Annotated in this window: 12 protein-coding genes and 1 pseudogene; 6 read left to right on the forward strand and 7 right to left on the reverse strand. The window is 57.0% G+C overall.

Annotated elements, in window-relative coordinates; all coding sequences use genetic code 11:
• Nucleotides 1-4: 4 nt before the first annotated feature.
• Together EKM04_RS22320 and EKM04_RS22325 are read right to left on the reverse strand one after the other, a co-directional pair.
• Complete coding sequence (locus tag EKM04_RS22320) at nucleotides 5-1,798, reverse strand: hypothetical protein (protein ID WP_183893653.1); 1,794 nt, start codon at nucleotides 1,796-1,798, stop codon at nucleotides 5-7.
• A 5-nt stretch (nucleotides 1,799-1,803) separates the two neighbouring features.
• Nucleotides 1,804-2,238 (reverse strand): helix-turn-helix domain-containing protein, encoded by a 435-nt coding sequence (locus tag EKM04_RS22325; protein WP_174154665.1) that lies wholly within the window; start codon nucleotides 2,236-2,238, stop codon nucleotides 1,804-1,806.
• Nucleotides 2,239-2,312: 74 nt separating this feature from the next.
• Here EKM04_RS22325 and EKM04_RS23185 point away from each other — a divergent pair.
• The 6 genes and pseudogenes from EKM04_RS23185 to EKM04_RS22355 form a co-directional block, all read left to right on the forward strand.
• Nucleotides 2,313-2,495 (forward strand): annotated as a pseudogene (locus EKM04_RS23185) (DDE-type integrase/transposase/recombinase); the annotation flags it as partial.
• Nucleotides 2,496-3,572: 1,077 nt separating this feature from the next.
• Nucleotides 3,573-4,604 carry a cellulose biosynthesis protein BcsN gene (gene bcsN, locus EKM04_RS22335; RefSeq protein WP_327786284.1) on the forward strand — a complete coding sequence of 344 codons (1,032 nt, stop codon included), beginning with the start codon at nucleotides 3,573-3,575 and terminating at the stop codon, nucleotides 4,602-4,604.
• Nucleotides 4,605-4,716: 112 nt separating this feature from the next.
• The gene (bcsA, locus tag EKM04_RS22340; RefSeq protein ID WP_183893655.1) at nucleotides 4,717-6,912 is read left to right on the forward strand and encodes a UDP-forming cellulose synthase catalytic subunit; all 2,196 of its coding nucleotides are present in this window, start codon (nucleotides 4,717-4,719) and stop codon (nucleotides 6,910-6,912) included.
• A complete protein-coding gene (locus EKM04_RS22345) occupies nucleotides 6,909-9,290 on the forward strand; it encodes a cellulose biosynthesis cyclic di-GMP-binding regulatory protein BcsB (RefSeq protein WP_183893657.1) in 2,382 nt (793 codons plus the stop codon). Before bcsA ends, EKM04_RS22345 begins: the two co-directional genes overlap by 4 nt.
• A 35-nt stretch (nucleotides 9,291-9,325) precedes the next feature.
• Nucleotides 9,326-10,336: a family 8 glycosyl hydrolase gene (locus EKM04_RS22350; protein WP_252094098.1), complete on the forward strand. Its 1,011-nt coding sequence runs from the start codon at nucleotides 9,326-9,328 to the stop codon at nucleotides 10,334-10,336.
• Nucleotides 10,336-12,537, forward strand: a complete 2,202-nt coding sequence (locus EKM04_RS22355) for a cellulose synthase (protein ID WP_183893661.1) — start codon at nucleotides 10,336-10,338, stop codon at nucleotides 12,535-12,537. The genes EKM04_RS22350 and EKM04_RS22355 overlap by 1 nt, the downstream gene beginning before the upstream one ends.
• 39 nt (nucleotides 12,538-12,576) lie before the next feature.
• Here the strand turns inward: EKM04_RS22355 and EKM04_RS22360 are convergent, their stop codons facing one another.
• Genes EKM04_RS22360 through EKM04_RS22380 form a run of 5 tightly spaced genes read right to left on the reverse strand, consistent with a single transcriptional unit; the run spans nucleotide 12,577 to nucleotide 17,799 of the window.
• Nucleotides 12,577-13,332 carry an SDR family NAD(P)-dependent oxidoreductase gene (locus EKM04_RS22360; RefSeq protein ID WP_183893663.1) on the reverse strand — a complete coding sequence of 252 codons (756 nt, stop codon included), beginning with the start codon at nucleotides 13,330-13,332 and terminating at the stop codon, nucleotides 12,577-12,579.
• On the reverse strand, nucleotides 13,325-14,209 hold the full coding sequence (locus tag EKM04_RS22365; protein WP_183893665.1) for a polysaccharide deacetylase family protein: 885 nt from the start codon (nucleotides 14,207-14,209) through the stop codon (nucleotides 13,325-13,327). Before EKM04_RS22365 ends, EKM04_RS22360 begins: the two co-directional genes overlap by 8 nt.
• Nucleotides 14,210-14,228: 19 nt before the next feature.
• Nucleotides 14,229-15,956: a dipeptide ABC transporter ATP-binding protein gene (locus EKM04_RS22370; protein ID WP_183893667.1), complete on the reverse strand. Its 1,728-nt coding sequence runs from the start codon at nucleotides 15,954-15,956 to the stop codon at nucleotides 14,229-14,231.
• A complete protein-coding gene (locus tag EKM04_RS22375) occupies nucleotides 15,953-16,828 on the reverse strand; it encodes an ABC transporter permease (protein WP_174154647.1) in 876 nt (291 codons plus the stop codon). Before EKM04_RS22375 ends, EKM04_RS22370 begins: the two co-directional genes overlap by 4 nt.
• Nucleotides 16,828-17,799 carry an ABC transporter permease gene (locus EKM04_RS22380; protein WP_174154645.1) on the reverse strand — a complete coding sequence of 324 codons (972 nt, stop codon included), beginning with the start codon at nucleotides 17,797-17,799 and terminating at the stop codon, nucleotides 16,828-16,830. The genes EKM04_RS22375 and EKM04_RS22380 overlap by 1 nt, the downstream gene beginning before the upstream one ends.
• Between the last annotated feature and the right edge of the window lie 21 nt (nucleotides 17,800-17,820).

Raw genomic sequence — 17,820 nt, forward strand, 5'->3', positions numbered from 1 at the left:
TTGCCTAAAATCCGGCCCGCTTGAGGCCGTCTCGATACAATTCGGTCTGCCATTGCTCCTTGTGGGGAATGACAGCCAGCCAGCGCTCCAAATCAAAATTCGGATTGTCTTCAAAGACTTTTGCACGATAAGCGCGAGCCTTATCAACCTCTCCCAGCATGCCGCAAGAGGCCGCAGCAAGCCGGGACGCCGCCCGCTTGTTGCTCATTTTGTCGATATAAGCCAGCGCCTGATCATAGTCCTGTAAAAAGTAGCTGGCACCTGCTGCCGTCCAAAAATAGATATCCGGCGATATGGGATTGAGAGAGATTGCATGGTTGATTTTGATCATCGCACTGGCGGGATCGCTGGCATGGATCAGACTGTCGGCATGACTGGCCAGTACATCGGCATATTGCGGGCTGAGGCTTTCAGCCTGTGAAAGCGCGGCTAGGCTCTCATCGATATTTCCCATGAAAAGGCGGCTCACACCCAGCTCCTTGAACCCGCTGGCAAATTCGCCGTTTTCCTTGATGGCGCAGTCGGCAAAATACTGCGCTTTCGCGAGGAGTTCGTCATCGCACCTCGCCGTCACCAACCACTCCATGGTGAGTGTGCGCGACATGGCCGCAAGCGCTTCGGGCAGGTCATTCCCATGCTCCAGCGCTTCTTTGAAGTATTTTCGGGCACGTCGGATCGAGGGAAGGCTGACGCTGGAAAGAGTTTGCAGACCTTTGAGATAGAGGAAGTAAGCCTCGGGCCTGCGCGAAAAATCGCCGACTGCGCCCTGATGCAAACCTATTCTGGACATCAATTCGCGCTGGATTGCCAGCGCGATCGTTTCCCGATGGGATGCGATCAAGAAAGGAGCTAATTCGAAACGGTCTGCCCAGATGATTTCCTCAGTCGGTGTGAAAATCAGCTGGAAGAACAGTTGGTTGTCAGTTCGCCTGCTGTCGAGTGCATAAACGACATTGTGCTTCTCGAGCACGGCGGCCTTGTCTTTCGATGCCTGTATACGCTCTGACGTGTAGGGTGCGACAACCGAAACCAGATGGCTGCTGCAAAGCCCAATCGTCAAATCTTCTATCAATGCATTTGCAATCGATCCATCCCGGCTCGCCTCTTTAGACGTGTGAGGAGGAAGGAGAGCAATACGGGGCTGCACCGCTTGGTTCGCAGCGCTTTGTTCCTTCACCGCCAGTAGACGTGGCGTGGACACGATTATCTGCGTGCCAAGCCCCGACGACAGTTGCTGTCTGACATCGTCATCCTGGGGGTTCGCTTCAAGCAGAAGGACTGCGGCGCGTTTCAGGTCTGCACTGGCTGCGGACCGCAACGCTGGAGAGCCGGAAATGTCCATGAACAATGAGCGAAGTGTACTCAAAAGCCGCAATCGAACATCTCTGACCCACATGTCGAGCGCTGTCTTTCCTTCGCCAACAGACGGGAGAAATTGCATGGCGACAGCACCACAGGCTGCGTGAAGGCGCTCCCGCGGCTCAGATATTGTCATGAAGCCAAGGTCGCAGGCCACCGTTTTCCGGTTCAGGGACAGGGCGTTGGTGTCGGCAATGATCAGAGGGGCAGGGGCATTCGTCGTCGCGAGCCCAAAACGTCGCAAAGTCGAACGCAGATTTGTCAGCGCCGCCTCGCCGTTGCCGGGCCATAAAAGATTGGCGACATCACGTCGTGCAACCGGTCTGCCAATATCAAAAAGATAGGAACAGATGAGCAAGGCCTGGGTGGAGACGTTTACGACGTTTCCGCTCTCATCTTCCACAGTGCAACGGCCCAATGTGGCCAATCGAAAAACCATGTCAGTTAGTTCACTGGAGTTACGAAGATTTCTTTGGTTTTCGGAGCGTCTGTCTCGGCGTTCATGCCCAGTGACTGGACGAGTTCGAGAACGCGACGGCGAACGTGAGCGTCCTCTATGGCAGAAAACGCCTTTGCAAGGGATCTGCCTTCTTTCGAATTCAGGAACTGGGACAGGGCATTCGGCACCGCCACCGTTCTGTCGTTTCCTGCGTCAGGAACGCCTTCAAAGAAATAGGAAATATGAACATCCAGCAGTTCCGAGATATGCTGTAACCGGCTGGCACCAACCCGATTTGTGCCCTTCTCATACTTTTGGACCTGCTGGAATGTGATTCCAAGTCCGTCACCCAGTTTTTCCTGGCTCAGGCCCAGCATGACGCGACGCATGCGAATACGCGAGCCCACATGTATATCGATTGAGTTGGGTGACTTTTTCATGATGATTCGAAACTCCAGAGCATAAGACTTTACCTAATGATTGCCGGAATCTTTAACTGTTCGCAATCGGTGATTGGCGCGTGGTCGATCAGGACGGGTATTGTAGTCGATGTACTTGTGCAAAGCCGCGGCGATACCAAGGCTGTCATGCATCTGATGCGACAGATTCTCAAGGTGAAGGATATGCGCCGCGTGTTATGATTACCGACAGGCCGCTGTCTTACGGCGCCGCGAAGAGCGACGTTATGGCCGGGGTAGGCAAATCCAGCGTAGGATTTATGTTCGTCCGAGACGCTCAAGCAGAGTGTCTATTTGCTGCGAACTCGGCACTTCCGGCGGGTGGTCCAGCTTTGCACTCTGTCTGTACGCAGGGCTTGTCGAATACCACTCGATCAATGCGGCAGCCACTTCGATGGCACGTGGATCGTTTTTTTCGACATTATTTTCTTCGCACCAGGCTGTGTGAAATCGATTGATCTCTTCCAAATCCACAGATGACAGTACGGATGGAGGGTGGTTCGAATAATGCGTATCCATTTGGCACCGGATTTGAGCAGCTTCTGGTAGTGGAGACACAACAACTTTGTGAGCACTTTGTTCCCGCGTGGGAACATTGCGTCTCATACCTTTCAATTAAATCATATTGCATGGATTAAACGGCCTCGCTCAAGGATCAGTCGGCTGTCATGCAACGTGACGTCGTGCTGGTGTATTTCAGGTGAGCGTCCTACCGATGTTGAGCTTCGCGATTGTGGCCACGCCGAGCCTTGTAATATCGCTTCTTGCAGCTTTGCGTCAGAGATGTTGCATGCGGAAAGCACCGGCGCAGAAGAAAGAGCAAGGAAAGGTCCTGCAGCAAAAGCTGCCGTTCTAACGATGGTCATATAATAGGTTCGATCGGCGGTTTTTTTGCTTCGACCTCGTGGTGTAAAGCGCGTAGTCCGAAAAGAGCACACCGCGTGACGCTCCCATCATGCTATCAGGACGAGCTATGTCTTATTTTGTTCCACTTTCCACAGTGGTTTGTTCTGCTGTAGTATAATTTTATCGACGAATTCTAGCTATCATTTTGAATTATATAAAGAGTATTTATCTACATGAGATTGAATGGCGCCAATGGTGCAGCTTTTGAGTTAAGTCTTTTTTCAGTTGCGACCAATGCAGTGCGCTCAAAGCGTCTATGAGAGAAGCAAGCTGCTATTTGCGGCAGTAAAAATCAGTGGAGGCGTGCTGTTTTCCAGGGTCAGTCTTTATGGTTTACTACATAATGTTATTGAAACATTGATTGCTAAATCAACGTCCTCGCGTATTCCATAGCCATGGTTTGGTCAAATATGATTCGGTATGCTTGCGGCCTTGCCAGCATCGGTAGGGTGGCGGGTGCGGCAGCGAAAAACAGCGCTGCCTTTGTTCTATTGTCTGGTATGGCCGTGGTGCTGTCGGGATGTAATAATCCTGGAGGCGTCAGGCCTTCCGGCGCGCCTAAGATGCTGCCGCCGGAAGAGGCGCTCATTTTTCCTCCTCCCGGTGGCCCCGAAGTGATCGGTGTCATCAGCCGAACCTTTTCCAATGCCGTTCAGCAGGAGGTTCTCTTGCGCGCCGATGCCCGGACGCCGGGGCAGAATTTCCTCAAGATCGAACTTTTCGGGCCGCAGCGCGCCGAAGATACGGGCAAGGACGGATTGTCCAGCGGCAGCTTGCGAGCGTCGACCATTTCGCGCGAGATTCGATCCGCTTTCCCTGGTGCCAGTCTGGCGACCTCCGCCGAATATTTGCAGAATGCCTATGGCGCGTTTTCCTATGCATCCGGCAAGGGCTCGAGCGATGACATGTGTATCTACGCATGGCAACATATTCGCTCGCCAGAAGATATGCGGCAGGGTTTCAAGAACCTTGGGCGCATCAATGTCACGCTGCGGCTTTGCCAGTCAGGTGTCACCGCGCGAGATTTGCTGACTGTCATGTACAATTACACCATTACGGGCAGCTATGATGCAGAGGGCTGGAACCCTTACGGTACGGCGCAGAAGCCGCCGGATGGTATGGGGCGCTCGGGCAATCCGATCTATCCGGTTACGGCAAATGACAATCCCATGCAGCCTGGACTTCAAACGCCGTCTCGACAGCCTGTTCAAGAGAGCCGTCCTGTAGCGCGTGCAGCTGTGGCGCAGCCGCAACGGTTACTACAGCCGATCTCCAATCCGGCACCGTCGCGCGTGGTCATTCCGTCGCCATCCGCTGTGTCTCCTACACCCGCTCGCCCGGATGATGTGTCGAGACAGGGCGAGCGTGCGCCAACGAAACGTGTCGTCATCCCGTCACCCGACTGTGCGACTTCAGGGCGGGGTGCCCAGGGATGTACGTAACCAGTTTAAGGTCATGCTGTCCAAATGCGTGTCGACGCGTGATGGCTACAGGGCTGTAACTCTTTAATTTGAGGCATGTGGCCTCTCGTCGAATTGAAAGCAAGGTTTGCAGATGAGCAAGGCCATCTCCGTCATCGTCTGGGTGCTCGTCTCGGTCTGCGTTTTGGTCATCGTGACTTTGCCGGTCAGCTTGCAGACCCATCTGATTGCCACCGCGATTTCGCTGGTGCTGCTGGCCACGATCAAATCGCTGAACGGAAAAGGCGCGTGGCGACTGATCGGCCTCGGTTTCGGCACGGCGATTGTGTTGCGCTACGTTTACTGGCGCACCACCAGCACCCTGCCGCCGATCAACCAGCTTGAAAACTTCATTCCCGGCTTTTTGCTGTATCTGGCGGAAATGTACAGCGTGTTAATGCTGGCTTTAAGCCTCGTGATCGTGTCAATGCCGCTGCCATCACGAAAGTCGCGACCCGGTTCACCCGGCTATCTGCCAACGGTCGATATATTCGTGCCGACCTATAACGAGGACGCCGTCCTGCTTGCCAACACGCTTGCGGCTGCCAAGAATATCGACTACCCCGCAGACAAGTTCACTGTCTGGCTTTTGGATGATGGCGGCACGGTCCAGAAACGGAATGCCTCCAACGTGTTGGAAGCGCAGGCAGCCGCACGCCGCCACGAAGAGCTGAAGCAGCTCTGTGCCGATCTGGGCGTTAATTATCTGACCCGTGGTCGCAATGCGCATGCAAAGGCTGGAAATCTGAACAATGGCCTCGAGCATTCTACCGGTGAACTCATCACCGTGTTCGATGCGGATCATGCGCCCGCTCGCGATTTCCTTCTCGAAACGGTGGGATATTTTGAAGAGGACGACAGGCTTTTCCTTGTCCAGACTCCGCACTTCTTCCTCAACCCAGATCCGATCGAGCGAAATCTGCGCACATTCGAGACGATGCCAAGTGAAAATGAGATGTTTTACGGCATCATTCAACGTGGTCTGGACAAGTGGAACGGCGCGTTCTTTTGCGGTTCTGCAGCTGTCTTGCGCCGCCTTGCGCTGAAAGAAACCAACGGATTCAGCGGCGTCAGCATTACGGAAGATTGCGAAACAGCGCTCGCCCTCCATTCACGCGGCTGGCATAGCCTCTATGTCGACAAACCGTTGATCGCAGGGCTCCAGCCAGCGACCTTCGCCAGCTTCATAGGCCAGCGAAGCCGCTGGGCGCAAGGAATGATGCAGATTCTGATCTTTCGCCAACCGCTGTTTCGTCGAGGACTCTCGTTCACGCAGCGTCTTTGCTATATGTCATCGACGCTGTTCTGGCTGTTTCCTTTCCCACGGACAATCTTTCTGTTTGCGCCGTTGTTCTATCTGTTTTTCGATCTTCAGATTTTCGTCGCGTCCGGCGGCGAGTTCCTGGCCTACACGGCGGCATACATGCTCGTGAACCTGATGATGCAGAATTTTCTCTACGGCAGTTTCCGATGGCCTTGGATATCTGAGCTCTATGAATATGTGCAGACTGTGCATCTTCTGCCCGCTGTCGTTTCGGTGATCTTCAATCCCTCGAAACCCACCTTCAAGGTCACGGCCAAAGATGAGTCAATCAGCGAGGCCCGTCTTTCCGAAATCAGCCGGCCATTCTTCGTGATCTTTGGTGTGCTTGTGATCGCCATGATTTTCGCGATCTATCGCATTTACGCAGAGCCCTATAAGGCCGATGTGACGCTGGTGGTGGGTGGCTGGAACCTGCTCAATATCATCTTCGCGGGCTGCGCACTCGGCGTTGTGTCGGAGCGGAGTGAAAAATCCGCGTCGCGTCGCGTTACCGTGAAGCGGCGCTGCGAACTGCAAGTTGGCGATAGCGACGCGTGGTTGCCTGCGACCGTGGAAAACGTCTCCGTGCACGGCATGCTCATTCACATTTTTGATTCCGGGCTGGTTCCCGTTGAAAAGGGAACGACCGCCACCATTCGCGTCAAGCCGCATAGCGAAGGCGTGCCGGAAACGATGGGTATCAACATCGTTCGCTCCGTCAAGCAGGATGGTTTTATCTCGGTGGGTAGCACATTCTCGCCCCAGAAGGCGGTGGATCACCGGCTGATCGCGGATCTCATTTTTGCCAACTCGGAGCAGTGGAGTGAGATTCAACGCGTTCGCAGAAAAAATCCAGGCCTCATCAAGGGCACGGTGACGTTCATGGTCATCGCGATCTTCCAGACGCAACGCGGCCTCTATTATTTCTTCCGTTCCCTCAAACCGGAACGGCAAACGAAGCCGGCATTGGGAGCGCCGAAACCATGAGAAAGTCGCTCCTTTCCGCCATATGTCTCGTGTCCATTTCAACCATCGCCCTCGCGCAATCGACGCCCTTCGACATGTCGCCGGAAAAGCCAGCGGCGCTGCCGATCCCAGCGCCCGTTGCGCCAGCCCCGCCGGTCCAGAAACCCGCGACAGAAGTGCCCGCCGTGCCAATTCCTGCGCCAGGTGCTGCGGCATCGCCGAGAGCTGTGACCCCTGCCATCTCGGACGACGCCGATGACCGTCGCCGCTACATCCTGCCCTTTCAAGACCTCAGCCTCACCGGTGAAATGGATCAACGTCAATGGACGCTCTATTTGACGCCGGAGCAGGCCAAGGCAGCGGTATCGCTGACGATCGGCTATCAGAACGCGATTGTCGTTGCGCCGGAAAGTTCCAACCTCGAAGTTTCCGTCAACAACATACCTCTGGAGCGAAAAACCGTTTCTTCGCCGGACGCTCAGGGCAATGTTACCATGGCCATTCCACCCGATGCGCTTCAGGCTGGCGCCAACGTCATTTCATTGGGCGTACAACAGCGCCACCGCACCGACTGCACGATACAGTCAACATACGATCTCTGGACCGATGTCAGCCCCGCCAGCACCTATATTACGTTCAACGGCGATGTCGGCAACCGGTTCAGTACGATTGACGACATCCAGGCGACGGGCGCCGATCTTGCTGGTCTGACGGCGATCAATATCGTTGCACCGGGCCTCACGAACCCGGTGTCTGCCCAGCCACTCCTCAAGCTTGCCCAAGCCCTTGCTCTTCGCACGCAGATGCCGAACCAGCAGGTGACGTTCAGTACGAGTTTGCCCAGAGAGCAAACGGCCGGAACCTTGACGGTTCTTGCTGGCACGGCACGCGAAATTGCCGCCGCCACGCGGGCGGTGCCACCGGAGGCCCTGTCAGGTCCCTATGCGGGGTTTGAGAGCAACATTATCAATGGTGTATCGGCGCTCATCGTCGGTGGTCCGACGCCGCAGGCAATGCAGCTTGCCATCGACCAACTGACCGCATCGGTCGAGCGCCCGACAGGCGCAGCCCGCGCGACGCTTTCAACAAAGGCATGGCATACGCCGGACGCGCCGCTGGTCATGTCCGATCGTCGTATCTCGCTTTCTGCGCTCGGCGTGAAAAGCAGCGAATTCTCCGGCCGACGCTTCCGCACCGATTTTACCATTGGTACGCCAGCAGATTTTTACGCTTCGGCCTATGGTGAAGCGACCTTGCTTTTGGATGCCGCCTACTCGAACGAGGTTTTGCCCGGTAGCCACATCGATGTTTACGTCAATGGTAATATCGCCTCGACGGTGCCGGTGTCGAACCGCGGCGGCGGTATTTTCAGGCATCTACCGATCAACGTCACCCTGCGCCATTTCGTGCCGGGCGTGAATACGATTGCCATCGAAGCCGTGTTGATGACGCAGGCAGATACAGCCTGCCTGCCGGGTGCACCAGCAAACCAGACACCGCGTTTCGCGCTGTTCGATACGACTGAACTTCATATCCCCAATTACGCGATGATCGGTCGAGCGCCCGATCTCGCCGCGACGAACGGTGTTGGCCAGCCCTATCGTGAGGGCGGTCAACCTGTCGCCATATGGCTGGAGCGGGTGGACACCGATACCATGTCGGCTGCAGCCACGTTTCTCAGCCGTCTGGCCCTTGCGGGCGGACAACCTATTCCTGTGGAACTCGTCGCAACACCGGGCGCCGTTGGTGAGCGAAACGCCCTGTTCTTCGGAACGCTGACGCAGATGCCGCAGGCCTTGATCAGTCAGCTCGATCTCGCGCCTGCAAGTCAGGTTGCCTGGCGGGAGAGCGGCAGCGCCGCTCAACCTGCACAGACGGATCAGCTTTTCAATGACTGGCGGGAACGCGTCGATGGCGGTGTCTGGCAGGGGCAGATTTCGTCCTTTGAGGAATGGATGAAGCGCAACTTCGACATCAGTTCTGAGACGCTGCGCTTTCTTCCCGGTGCCGAGCAGATTTATACACCGCCAGGTAATGTCTCGTTCATGCTCGCGCAGGGTTTGAGCCCTGGCGGCGAGGGTGTCTGGACCATGGCCACCGCACCGACGTCTGCAGATTTGCGGACCGGCATGGCCGCGATGGTCGAACAGAAACGCTGGAATGCACTGGGTGGACGCATCGCTACCTATGATGCAGCCGCCGACAAGGTGGAGACGATCGCTGCCGAACAGCCCAGCTTCATCATCACCCGTCCGTTCTCCTTTTCGAACTGGCGGTTGATCGCGGCGAATTGGCTATCGACCAACACGCTTTCTTATTCTGTGGTTTTCATTGGGTTTCTCACGCTGTTGGGATGTGTGACATTCCTGATGCTGCGTGGCATGGGGCGACAAAAATGAGATATGCGTGCTGCCTCCTGTCCAAAACCCTGGTGATGCTGGTGATGATCTTGTCTCCAATCGGTGCAAGGGCTGCCTCGATAACGCAGGCCGACTGGTCGGCTTACAAGTCGGCGTTTCTCGATCCTGCCGGACGTATTGTTGATACTGCAAACAACAATATCAGCCACAGCGAGGGACAAGGATACGGCATGTGGCTTGCCGTTCTTGCCGATCAACCGGCCGATTTCGAGCTGATCTGGTCGTTCACCCAAACCGAGTTAATGGTTCGGGATGATGGGCTGGCCGCGTGGAAATGGGACCCGCAGGCGACCCCGCATATTTCCGATATCAACAATGCCACCGATGGCGACATCCTGATCGCCTATGCCTTGGCACTGGCATCCAGGCAGTGGGGCAAGACTGATTATGCTGAAGCTGCCCGCTCCATTGCCGAGACGGTGCTTGCCAAAGCGGTTGTCCAAAGGGGAGGGCGCACACTTCTGTTGCCTGGAACGACAGGTTTCGGAGAAGACGATCGGCCGGACGGGCCAGTCGTTAATCCTTCCTACTTCATTTTCGAAGCCTTTCCCGTCCTGAACGAGCTTGCGCCTTCCCCGCTTTGGGCTGCGTTGAGCAAGGACGGTCTTGCACAGATCACGGCCTATGCCTTTGGCCCGAGAAAACTTCCCGCCGACTGGGTTTCGGTAAAAACAAAGCCACGGCCCGCCGACGGATTTCCGCAGGAATTCGGATATAATTCCGTTCGAATACCGCTCTATCTGTCGAGAGCAGGGTTAGGAGATAAGAAGCTTCTGGAGCGTTTGCAAAATGGAACCGTGATCGACGGCGGCAACATGGCCACATTCGAGCTGCGAACCGGAGAACCGAAAGATGTTCTGTCGGATGCCGGATATCGCATCATCCCAGCGCTTTCAGCCTGCGTTAGCGACAAAACACCTATTCCAGAGGATCTCCGTCGTTTCACGTCAACACTTTATTATCCATCTTCGTTGCATCTCTTGGCTCTGTCATTTGCGACTGAAATGCATCGGGAGTGCTTGTGATGGGAAAGTCGCTTTACATATCAGCCGCGATATTGGCTCTGTGTGGTGTCACCGCATACCAGTGGCGCGATGAACTGTTGGGACGGGTGTCGCGTGTTCACACGACCGGTTCGATCCTATCCGATGGGTTCGGTGCCGTATCCTCTTCCGCAAATGTACCGCTAAAGAACAATGCCAACCCACCCGTGACGACACCTGCTCCGGGCAATCCCTCGGCGATCAAGGTCGCGCAGGCTCCGCGTCAGCCTTCGGCTTCTCAGCTCACGCCAACGCCCGCGTCCTCCCAACCTGTCGTGGTGGATGAAAGTGCACTTCGATATTTTGCCGCGCAAGGTGATACGGCGCGGCTTCAGGCGGAAATCGCCCGGTTGCGGGCGCTTTACCCCGATTGGACGCCCCCAAGCAATCCGCTTGCCGTTCCAGAGGAGGGCGATCCGCAACTGGAGACCATGTGGCAGCTTTATGCCAATGGCCGGTATGCGGAGGTGCGCAAGGCGATCGCTGATCGTCAGGCGGCAGATGCAGGCTGGCAGCCGCCCCCAAACCTGACCGAGATGGTGGGGCTTGCCGAGGCACGGCAAAAACTGATCAACGCTTCCGATCTCAAGCAATATAACGCCGTCCTCGATACGGCCGCAGCAAGTCCCGGACTGCTGACATGCGGCGAGGTCGATGTGCTGTGGCGTGTGGCGGAAGCTTTCGCGCGCACCGATAAGCCTGAGCGCGCGCGGGACGCCTATAACTATGTTCTGAGCAATTGCGAAGGTGCCAGCGATCGGCTCGCAACCGTCCAGAAGGCTTCGGAACTTCTCCCGGTTGCGATGGTGAATGATCTTCTTTCGAAAGAAAAGCCTGGGGTAGACGGACTTCTGGAGTTCGAGCCCATCAAGAACGATCTCGCCCGTCAGTTCGTCGCCAGTGGTGGTGAGAGCAAGGACGTCATCGTTCCAGCTGCCTATTTGATGCGAATGGAGCGCCTTGCCGAAAGCGACAAGCTGGCCAGCGACGCACTGTTGCTGGGCTGGTACAATCTGCGCCGTGAAAATCAGGATGCGGAAAAATGGTTCCGGCAAGCAAAAGCGGCAGACGATTCAGCATCTGCCTCGCAGGGCCTCGCGCTGGCCTTGATCGCCCGGAACGAACCGCGCGATGCAGAAGACGTGTTATATAAATGGCGTGATGCGTCGGACGATGCGCGCAAGACCTATCTTGCAGCAACCGCCAATCTTCTGGCGCTTGATCCGCCCATTGCTCTGGAGCCTGACGTTTTGCGGCGCATTGCGGAAGAAACCGTTGCGCAGAAAGATGCCGCGACAGCGCAGGAGTTCGGCTGGTATTCCCGTGCGTTTCTGCAGCCGCAAATGGCGGCGCAGTGGTTCGCCACGGCCTTGGGCTGGAAGACCGATGACGAGCCATCCGCCTATGGACTGGCGCTGTCCTATCAGGATTTGAACAACGTTGCCGGCGTGCGCCAGCTCCAGCAGCAATGGGGCGCGCAGTCTGAGCGTATTCTCGCCGTTGGCAGGCCCGATCCTTCTGCGTCGCCGCGCATCGCCCGTCAACACGTCACTGACGTCCAGCCCACCGATGTCGTCTATCAGGAAGGGGCGACCACGGCTGCGCCGAGACAAAGAAGAACGGTTGTTGCCCAAAACCAGCCATCGCGGAAAACAAGCCGGTGCGACGCAACGTTCAATCCGGATGGTCTTCCGCCCCAGCAAGCCCTGCAACAGGGCTGGTGCCTGATGGATGCCAACAGGCCCGCGGAAGCACTCAAGGCTTTCGGGGCGGCGCTGAAGGGCGGCCAGCCAACGATCCGAAGTGACGCGGCCTACGGCCAGAGCCTTGCCTATCTGCGCATGGGCCTCACCGACAATGCCGCCGTCTCGGCCACAAAATCCGGTATGGACAAGACCAAGGCGACAGAACTTCAGATCGCTATCCTTACGGACCGGGCATTGGCGGCCTACAATAACGGCCAGTACGAAAAAGCGCTGATCCTGCTCGACCAGCGCGCCCGTTTCGCCACTGAACGGAATGATCTGATGGTAATCCGAGGTTATTCATATCTCAATTTGGATCGCTATGCCGAAGCCATCCAGGTATTTGAGGGCCCGGCATCGACGGGGCATCGAGACGCCGTCAGAGGCCTTGCCGCGGCACGCGATGCGCGCCCGAGCAAAGGTCCTCGCGGAGGTTGATAGCGACAGGATTTTTTGTCGTTTAGCGTTGCAGGTCGATCAACGGATCCACTGCATACCGTCGATCTGGATATCCTGACCCGTCATGAAATTGGGCTCGGAGGTCGCGAGGAATGTCACCACGCTTGCCACATCCTGCGGGGTGCCGACCCGCTTCATCGCAATACCTGCCGCGAGCTGCGCTTCTCGCGCGTCGATCATGGCATTCGAGCGCTCCGTCTTGATGACACCTGGACAGATGGCATTGACGACGATCTCTGGGGCCAGTTCTTTTGCAAGTGCCTTTGTCATCCCCAGAATGCCAGCTTTCGCCGCCGTATAGGAAAATTTGCTGACGGCACTGGTGACGCCGCCCGTATGGGCGTTCATCGATGACATATTGATGATGCGACCGCCGCCATTGCGGCGCATGACAGGGACTGTTGGCTGGATATAGTTGAAGGCACCCTTGAGGTTGGTGTCGATGGTGGTATCGAATTCCTCCTCGGAAATCTCTTCTATACCCTTGGCCATGGGGCGGCCCGCATTGTTGAAGAGGACGTCGATCCTTCCCAGTCTCGCATCCACATTCCCCACGATCTCGGCCGCGCGTGTGTAGTCACGCACATCCGCTCGATAGGTAAGGGCTTCGCGTGAAAGTTCCCGAATTTCCGCTGCGGTGCGCGCCAGATCATCCTCCATCATGTCGACCAAGACGAGATCGAACCCGTGCTTTGCAAAATCCAGTGCACAGGCCCGCCCGATACCACGACCGCCGCCGGTGACAATCGCCACTTTACGGATCACGTCAGGCATCGGCATTCTCCTTGGCGTAGAGCGCGATCTCTGCGTGCGTTCCGAACCACACATCGTCATGGCTCTGGATATGCTGGATCAGTTCTTCGAGGATGAAGATGCGCGAGCGGTAACCGGACACGTGCGGATGCATGGTCAACAGAAACAGGCCGCCTTCCTCATAGGCGCGGTCGAACTCGCGTTTGAAGATGTCGAGCACTGCGGGTGGAGGCGTGTAAGGGCGGTGGGCTGTGAAACGGTTCATGTTGAAATAGACAGCATCGTCTCTGATCCATTCCACGGGTAACTCGACAATGCCGGTGGGCTCGCCGCTTTCAAGCAACTCATAGGGATCGTCATCCGCCATCAGCGAGCTATCGTAAAGAAGTCCGAGTTCGCGCTCTATTTCCAGTGTTACTGCGGAAAAATCCCACGACGGCGTGCGCATTCCCACCGCGCGGACGCCGGTGATCCTTTCGATCGTCTCGGCGGCGCGCAGATGCAGTTCACGCTCTTTTTCGGGCGGTACCTTCGTGTTCACCTCGTGGATCCAGCCATGCAAGCCGATCTCGTGGCCCTCGGCAATCACGCGTTTCTGCTCGTCGGGATAAAGAAGGGCCGTAACGGCAGGCACGAAAAAGGTAGCGGGAACGCTGGTTTTTTTCAGAACGTCCAGAATGCGTGGTACACCGCGGCGGTTGCCATATTGCCCTTGTGAGAGACGGCCGATGGATTCCCCGCCATCGCGCAACTCATTGGTCTCATGGTCGCTATCGAAGGAAAGAGCCACGGCGCAGCGTGTACCATTCTTCCAGACCTTCGGTTTCAGCGAACGGCCAGCCCGCACTTTCTCGACTTTGCCGCGCCATGTGGCCTCGTCCCATTCCCACGGTTCCATATGTCGTTCTCCCCGTCTTCTATTCGGCCGCTTGCGGCAGGACCGGCACGGCCGCGAGCAGTCGCTTGGTATAATCGTGCTTCGGGTCAGCGTAGATCGCGCTCGTCTCGCCCTCTTCAACGATGCGGCCCTGATACAGGATGGCCACGCGGTCGCAGAGGTGTCGAACGACCGACAGATCGTGGCTGATGAACAGAAGTGACAGATCAAGCTCTGCTCGCAAGCGTATCAGAAGGTTGATGATTTGGGCCTGTATCGAAACGTCGAGGGAGGCCACGGGTTCATCGCACACGACGACGTCGGGCTGCATGGCGAGTGCTCTGGCAATGGCGATGCGCTGCCGTTGGCCGCCGGAGAACTGATGGGGAAAACGGTTGACGAAAGCGGGGTCCAATCCCACCGCGGCCAGCCAACGTCTCACATAATCGGGTGCTTCCGCGCGGCTCACCAACCGGTGCGCAAGCGGCCCTTCGGCGATGATATCGCCAATGCGCATACGACCATTGAGAGAAGCGAACGGGTCCTGAAAGATGGTCTGGACACGTGTCGTGATCTTGGACGGGCTGCGTCCGGCACTCATCACGGGTTGACCATTGAGCCGGATGACGCCCGATGTCGGCACGGTGATGCCGGCTGCCATGCGCCCCAGCGTCGATTTGCCGGAGCCGGATTCGCCCACCAGCCCCAGCACGTCACCACGCTTGACAGTGAGCGAGACACCATCGACGGCCTTGACGACGGTGACCGGCTGCGACAGGCCGGATCTGATGGCTAGCCCATGCAGAAAACCGACGGGTTTTTCGAAGCGTTTCATTGCATTGTCGATGACGAGATAGGAGCTGCCGAGAGGCGGCAGATTGGCGGTCGCTGCTTTTCGCGGCGGTGGGGCCGCATCCGCAATACCGCTGCCGCGCAACAACAGCTCGCCCGGCTTGGCGCGAGACGGCAACGCTTCAAGCAGGGCCTTGGTGTATTCATGCTGCGGCTTCGTCAACACGCCAAGCGCCGGGCCGATTTCGACGATCTTGCCCGACTTCATGACGGCAACACGGTCAGCGATAGAGGAGACGACCGCGAGGTCGTGGCTGATCCAGATCAATGCGGTGCCGAGGTCAGCAACCAGTTCTTTCATCTCAGCCAGGATTTCGGCCTGGATCGACACGTCGAGCGCCGTTGTCGGTTCATCGCAGATGATCAGCTTGGGTCGGTGTAGCAGCGCGATGGCGATTGCCACGCGCTGGCGCATGCCGCCGGAAAACTGGTGCGGGAAGAAATCGACCTTTCGTTCGGGATCGCTGATCCGCACCTGAGCCAAGGCCTTGATAGCTCGTTCGCGCGCATCTGAACTGCTGATGTTTCCGTGGGCTTCCAGCGCCAGCTTGATCTGCGTGCCGATGCTCAAAACGGGGTTTAGCGTCATCATCGGGTCCTGGAAGACCATCGAAATGACTTTGCCACGGATGGCCCGGAGTTCGTGGCTGGGCAGGCCGACCAGCTCCCGGCCCTCCAGCTTGATTGAGCCCTCCACGATACGGCCGGGTTCATCGATCAGGCCGATGATGGAGAACCCAGTAATCGATTTGCCGGAACCGGATTCACCGACCAGACCCAACACTTCGCCGGGCGCAACGGAAAAGGAGATGCCATCAACGGCCTTCACGTCGCCTCGTCCACTTGGGAACCAGGTTTTCAGATTGGTGACGTCGAGAAGCGGGGTCGCAGATGTTGCAGTCGGTGTTGGGTTCATCTGCGAAGCCTCGGGTTAAGCTGGTCGCGTATCTGGTCGCCGACGATGTTGAGCGAGACGATAAAGAGAATAAGCGCCACACCGGGATAGATCGAAATCCAGTAGCGACCCGAAAGCAGATACTGGAAGCCATTGGCGATCAGCATGCCCAATGATGGTTCGGTTGGTGGCAAGCCGACACCGAGGAAGGACAGTGTCGCCTCGAGCGAAATGGCGCTCGCCACCTGTACGGTTGCGACAACGATAAGGGGCGGCAGCGAGTTGGGCAGGATATGTTTCAGCACAACGCGCCACGGTGACAGCGGAATGGACAATGCCGCCTCGACATAATCCTTCTGTCGTTCGGCAGCCGCGGCACCATGGGCGGTGCGGGCGAAATAGGCGTATTGGGCAAAGATCAGCGCCAGAATGAGCTGATAACGACCTTGTCCCAGCACGGCGGCAATGACGAAGGCCAGGAGAATGGCCGGGAACGAAAGCTGCAAATCCACGATGCGCATGACGAGGCTTTCGAAACGTCCCCCGATATAGGCGGCAGAGCAGCCGACGACAGCCCCGATGACGAAGGCAATGCCACCGGCAATGATGCCCATTTGCAGCGAGATACGAAGGCCATAGATAATAGCGGACAGGAGATCGCGGCCCTGAGAATCCGTGCCCAGCCAGTGGGTGTAACCGCCGGTGCCGACATAACCGGGGGGGCGACGGGCATCGCGCAGCACCAGATGCGCAAGATCATAAGGGTCTTGCGGCGTTACGAGTGGTGCAATGAGGGCGACCAGCACAATAATGAACACCATGACCGCGGCGCCAAGGGCAACCTTGTTGCCGCGAAATTCCTCCAGAAACCTGTAGAACGGAGTGTCGCGCATCAGGCACGTCCCTTTCTCAAACGCGGGTCGAGCAGCGCATAAACGAGATCGACCACGAGATTGATGACGATGAACAGAAGGGCGACGAACATCAGGTAAGCGACCATGACCGGCCGGTCGAGCGAGGTGATGCTGTCGATGATGAGTTTGCCGAGCCCTGGCCAAGAGAAGATGGTTTCTGTCACCACCGCAAATGCCAGCGTCGAGCCAAGTTCCAGACCGAATACGGTGACAAGCGGGATCGAGATCAGCCGCAGAACGTGACGGCTTAGCACCGTGAATTCCGAAAGACCGGCGGCACGGGCGAATTTGACCGTATCGCTTAGCATCAACTCACGGGTGCCAGCGCGCGCAAGGCGGATCATCAGCGAGAATTTGAACAGTGCGAGATTGAGAGCCGGCAATATCAGATGACGCAGACCATCGCCGGTCAGAAAACTGAAATCGACGCCGAACAGGCTGACCGTCTCCCCGCGGCCACCGGCGGGCATGCAGCCGCACTGAACCGCAAAGACCATGATCAGCATCAGGCCGAACCAGAAGGTCGGCACCGAAAAGCCCAGAATGGACAATGTCATGATGGCACGAGAGACAGGGCTGTGCGGGCGGTACCCGGCATACATGCCGATGGGTATGCCAACAAGGCTTGCAAATAGCACTGCCGCCAATGTCAGTTCCAGAGTGGCCGGGAGACGTGTCAGGATCAATTCACTGACGGGCATGTTGTAGACAAAAGACCGTCCGAAATCTCCGTGCAGAATGCGGCCGACAAAGGTAAAATATTGCTGCCACAGCGGCTGGTCCAGGCCATATTGCGCAATCACGGCGGCGCGAATGTCCTGCGTGGCATCGGGAGAGATCAAAACGTCAATCGGATTGCCGACGGCATAGACGCCGCAGAAGACGAGCGCCGACATGGCGATGACCACGATGAGCGCCTGCCATAGTCTTTGCAGGATGAAACCAAACATGCGTTCCCAGTTCTCCCGTCT

Source organism: Rhizobium skierniewicense Ch11, assembly GCF_023757665.1.
In the GTDB taxonomy this organism is placed as follows: domain Bacteria; phylum Pseudomonadota; class Alphaproteobacteria; order Rhizobiales; family Rhizobiaceae; genus Agrobacterium; species Agrobacterium skierniewicense.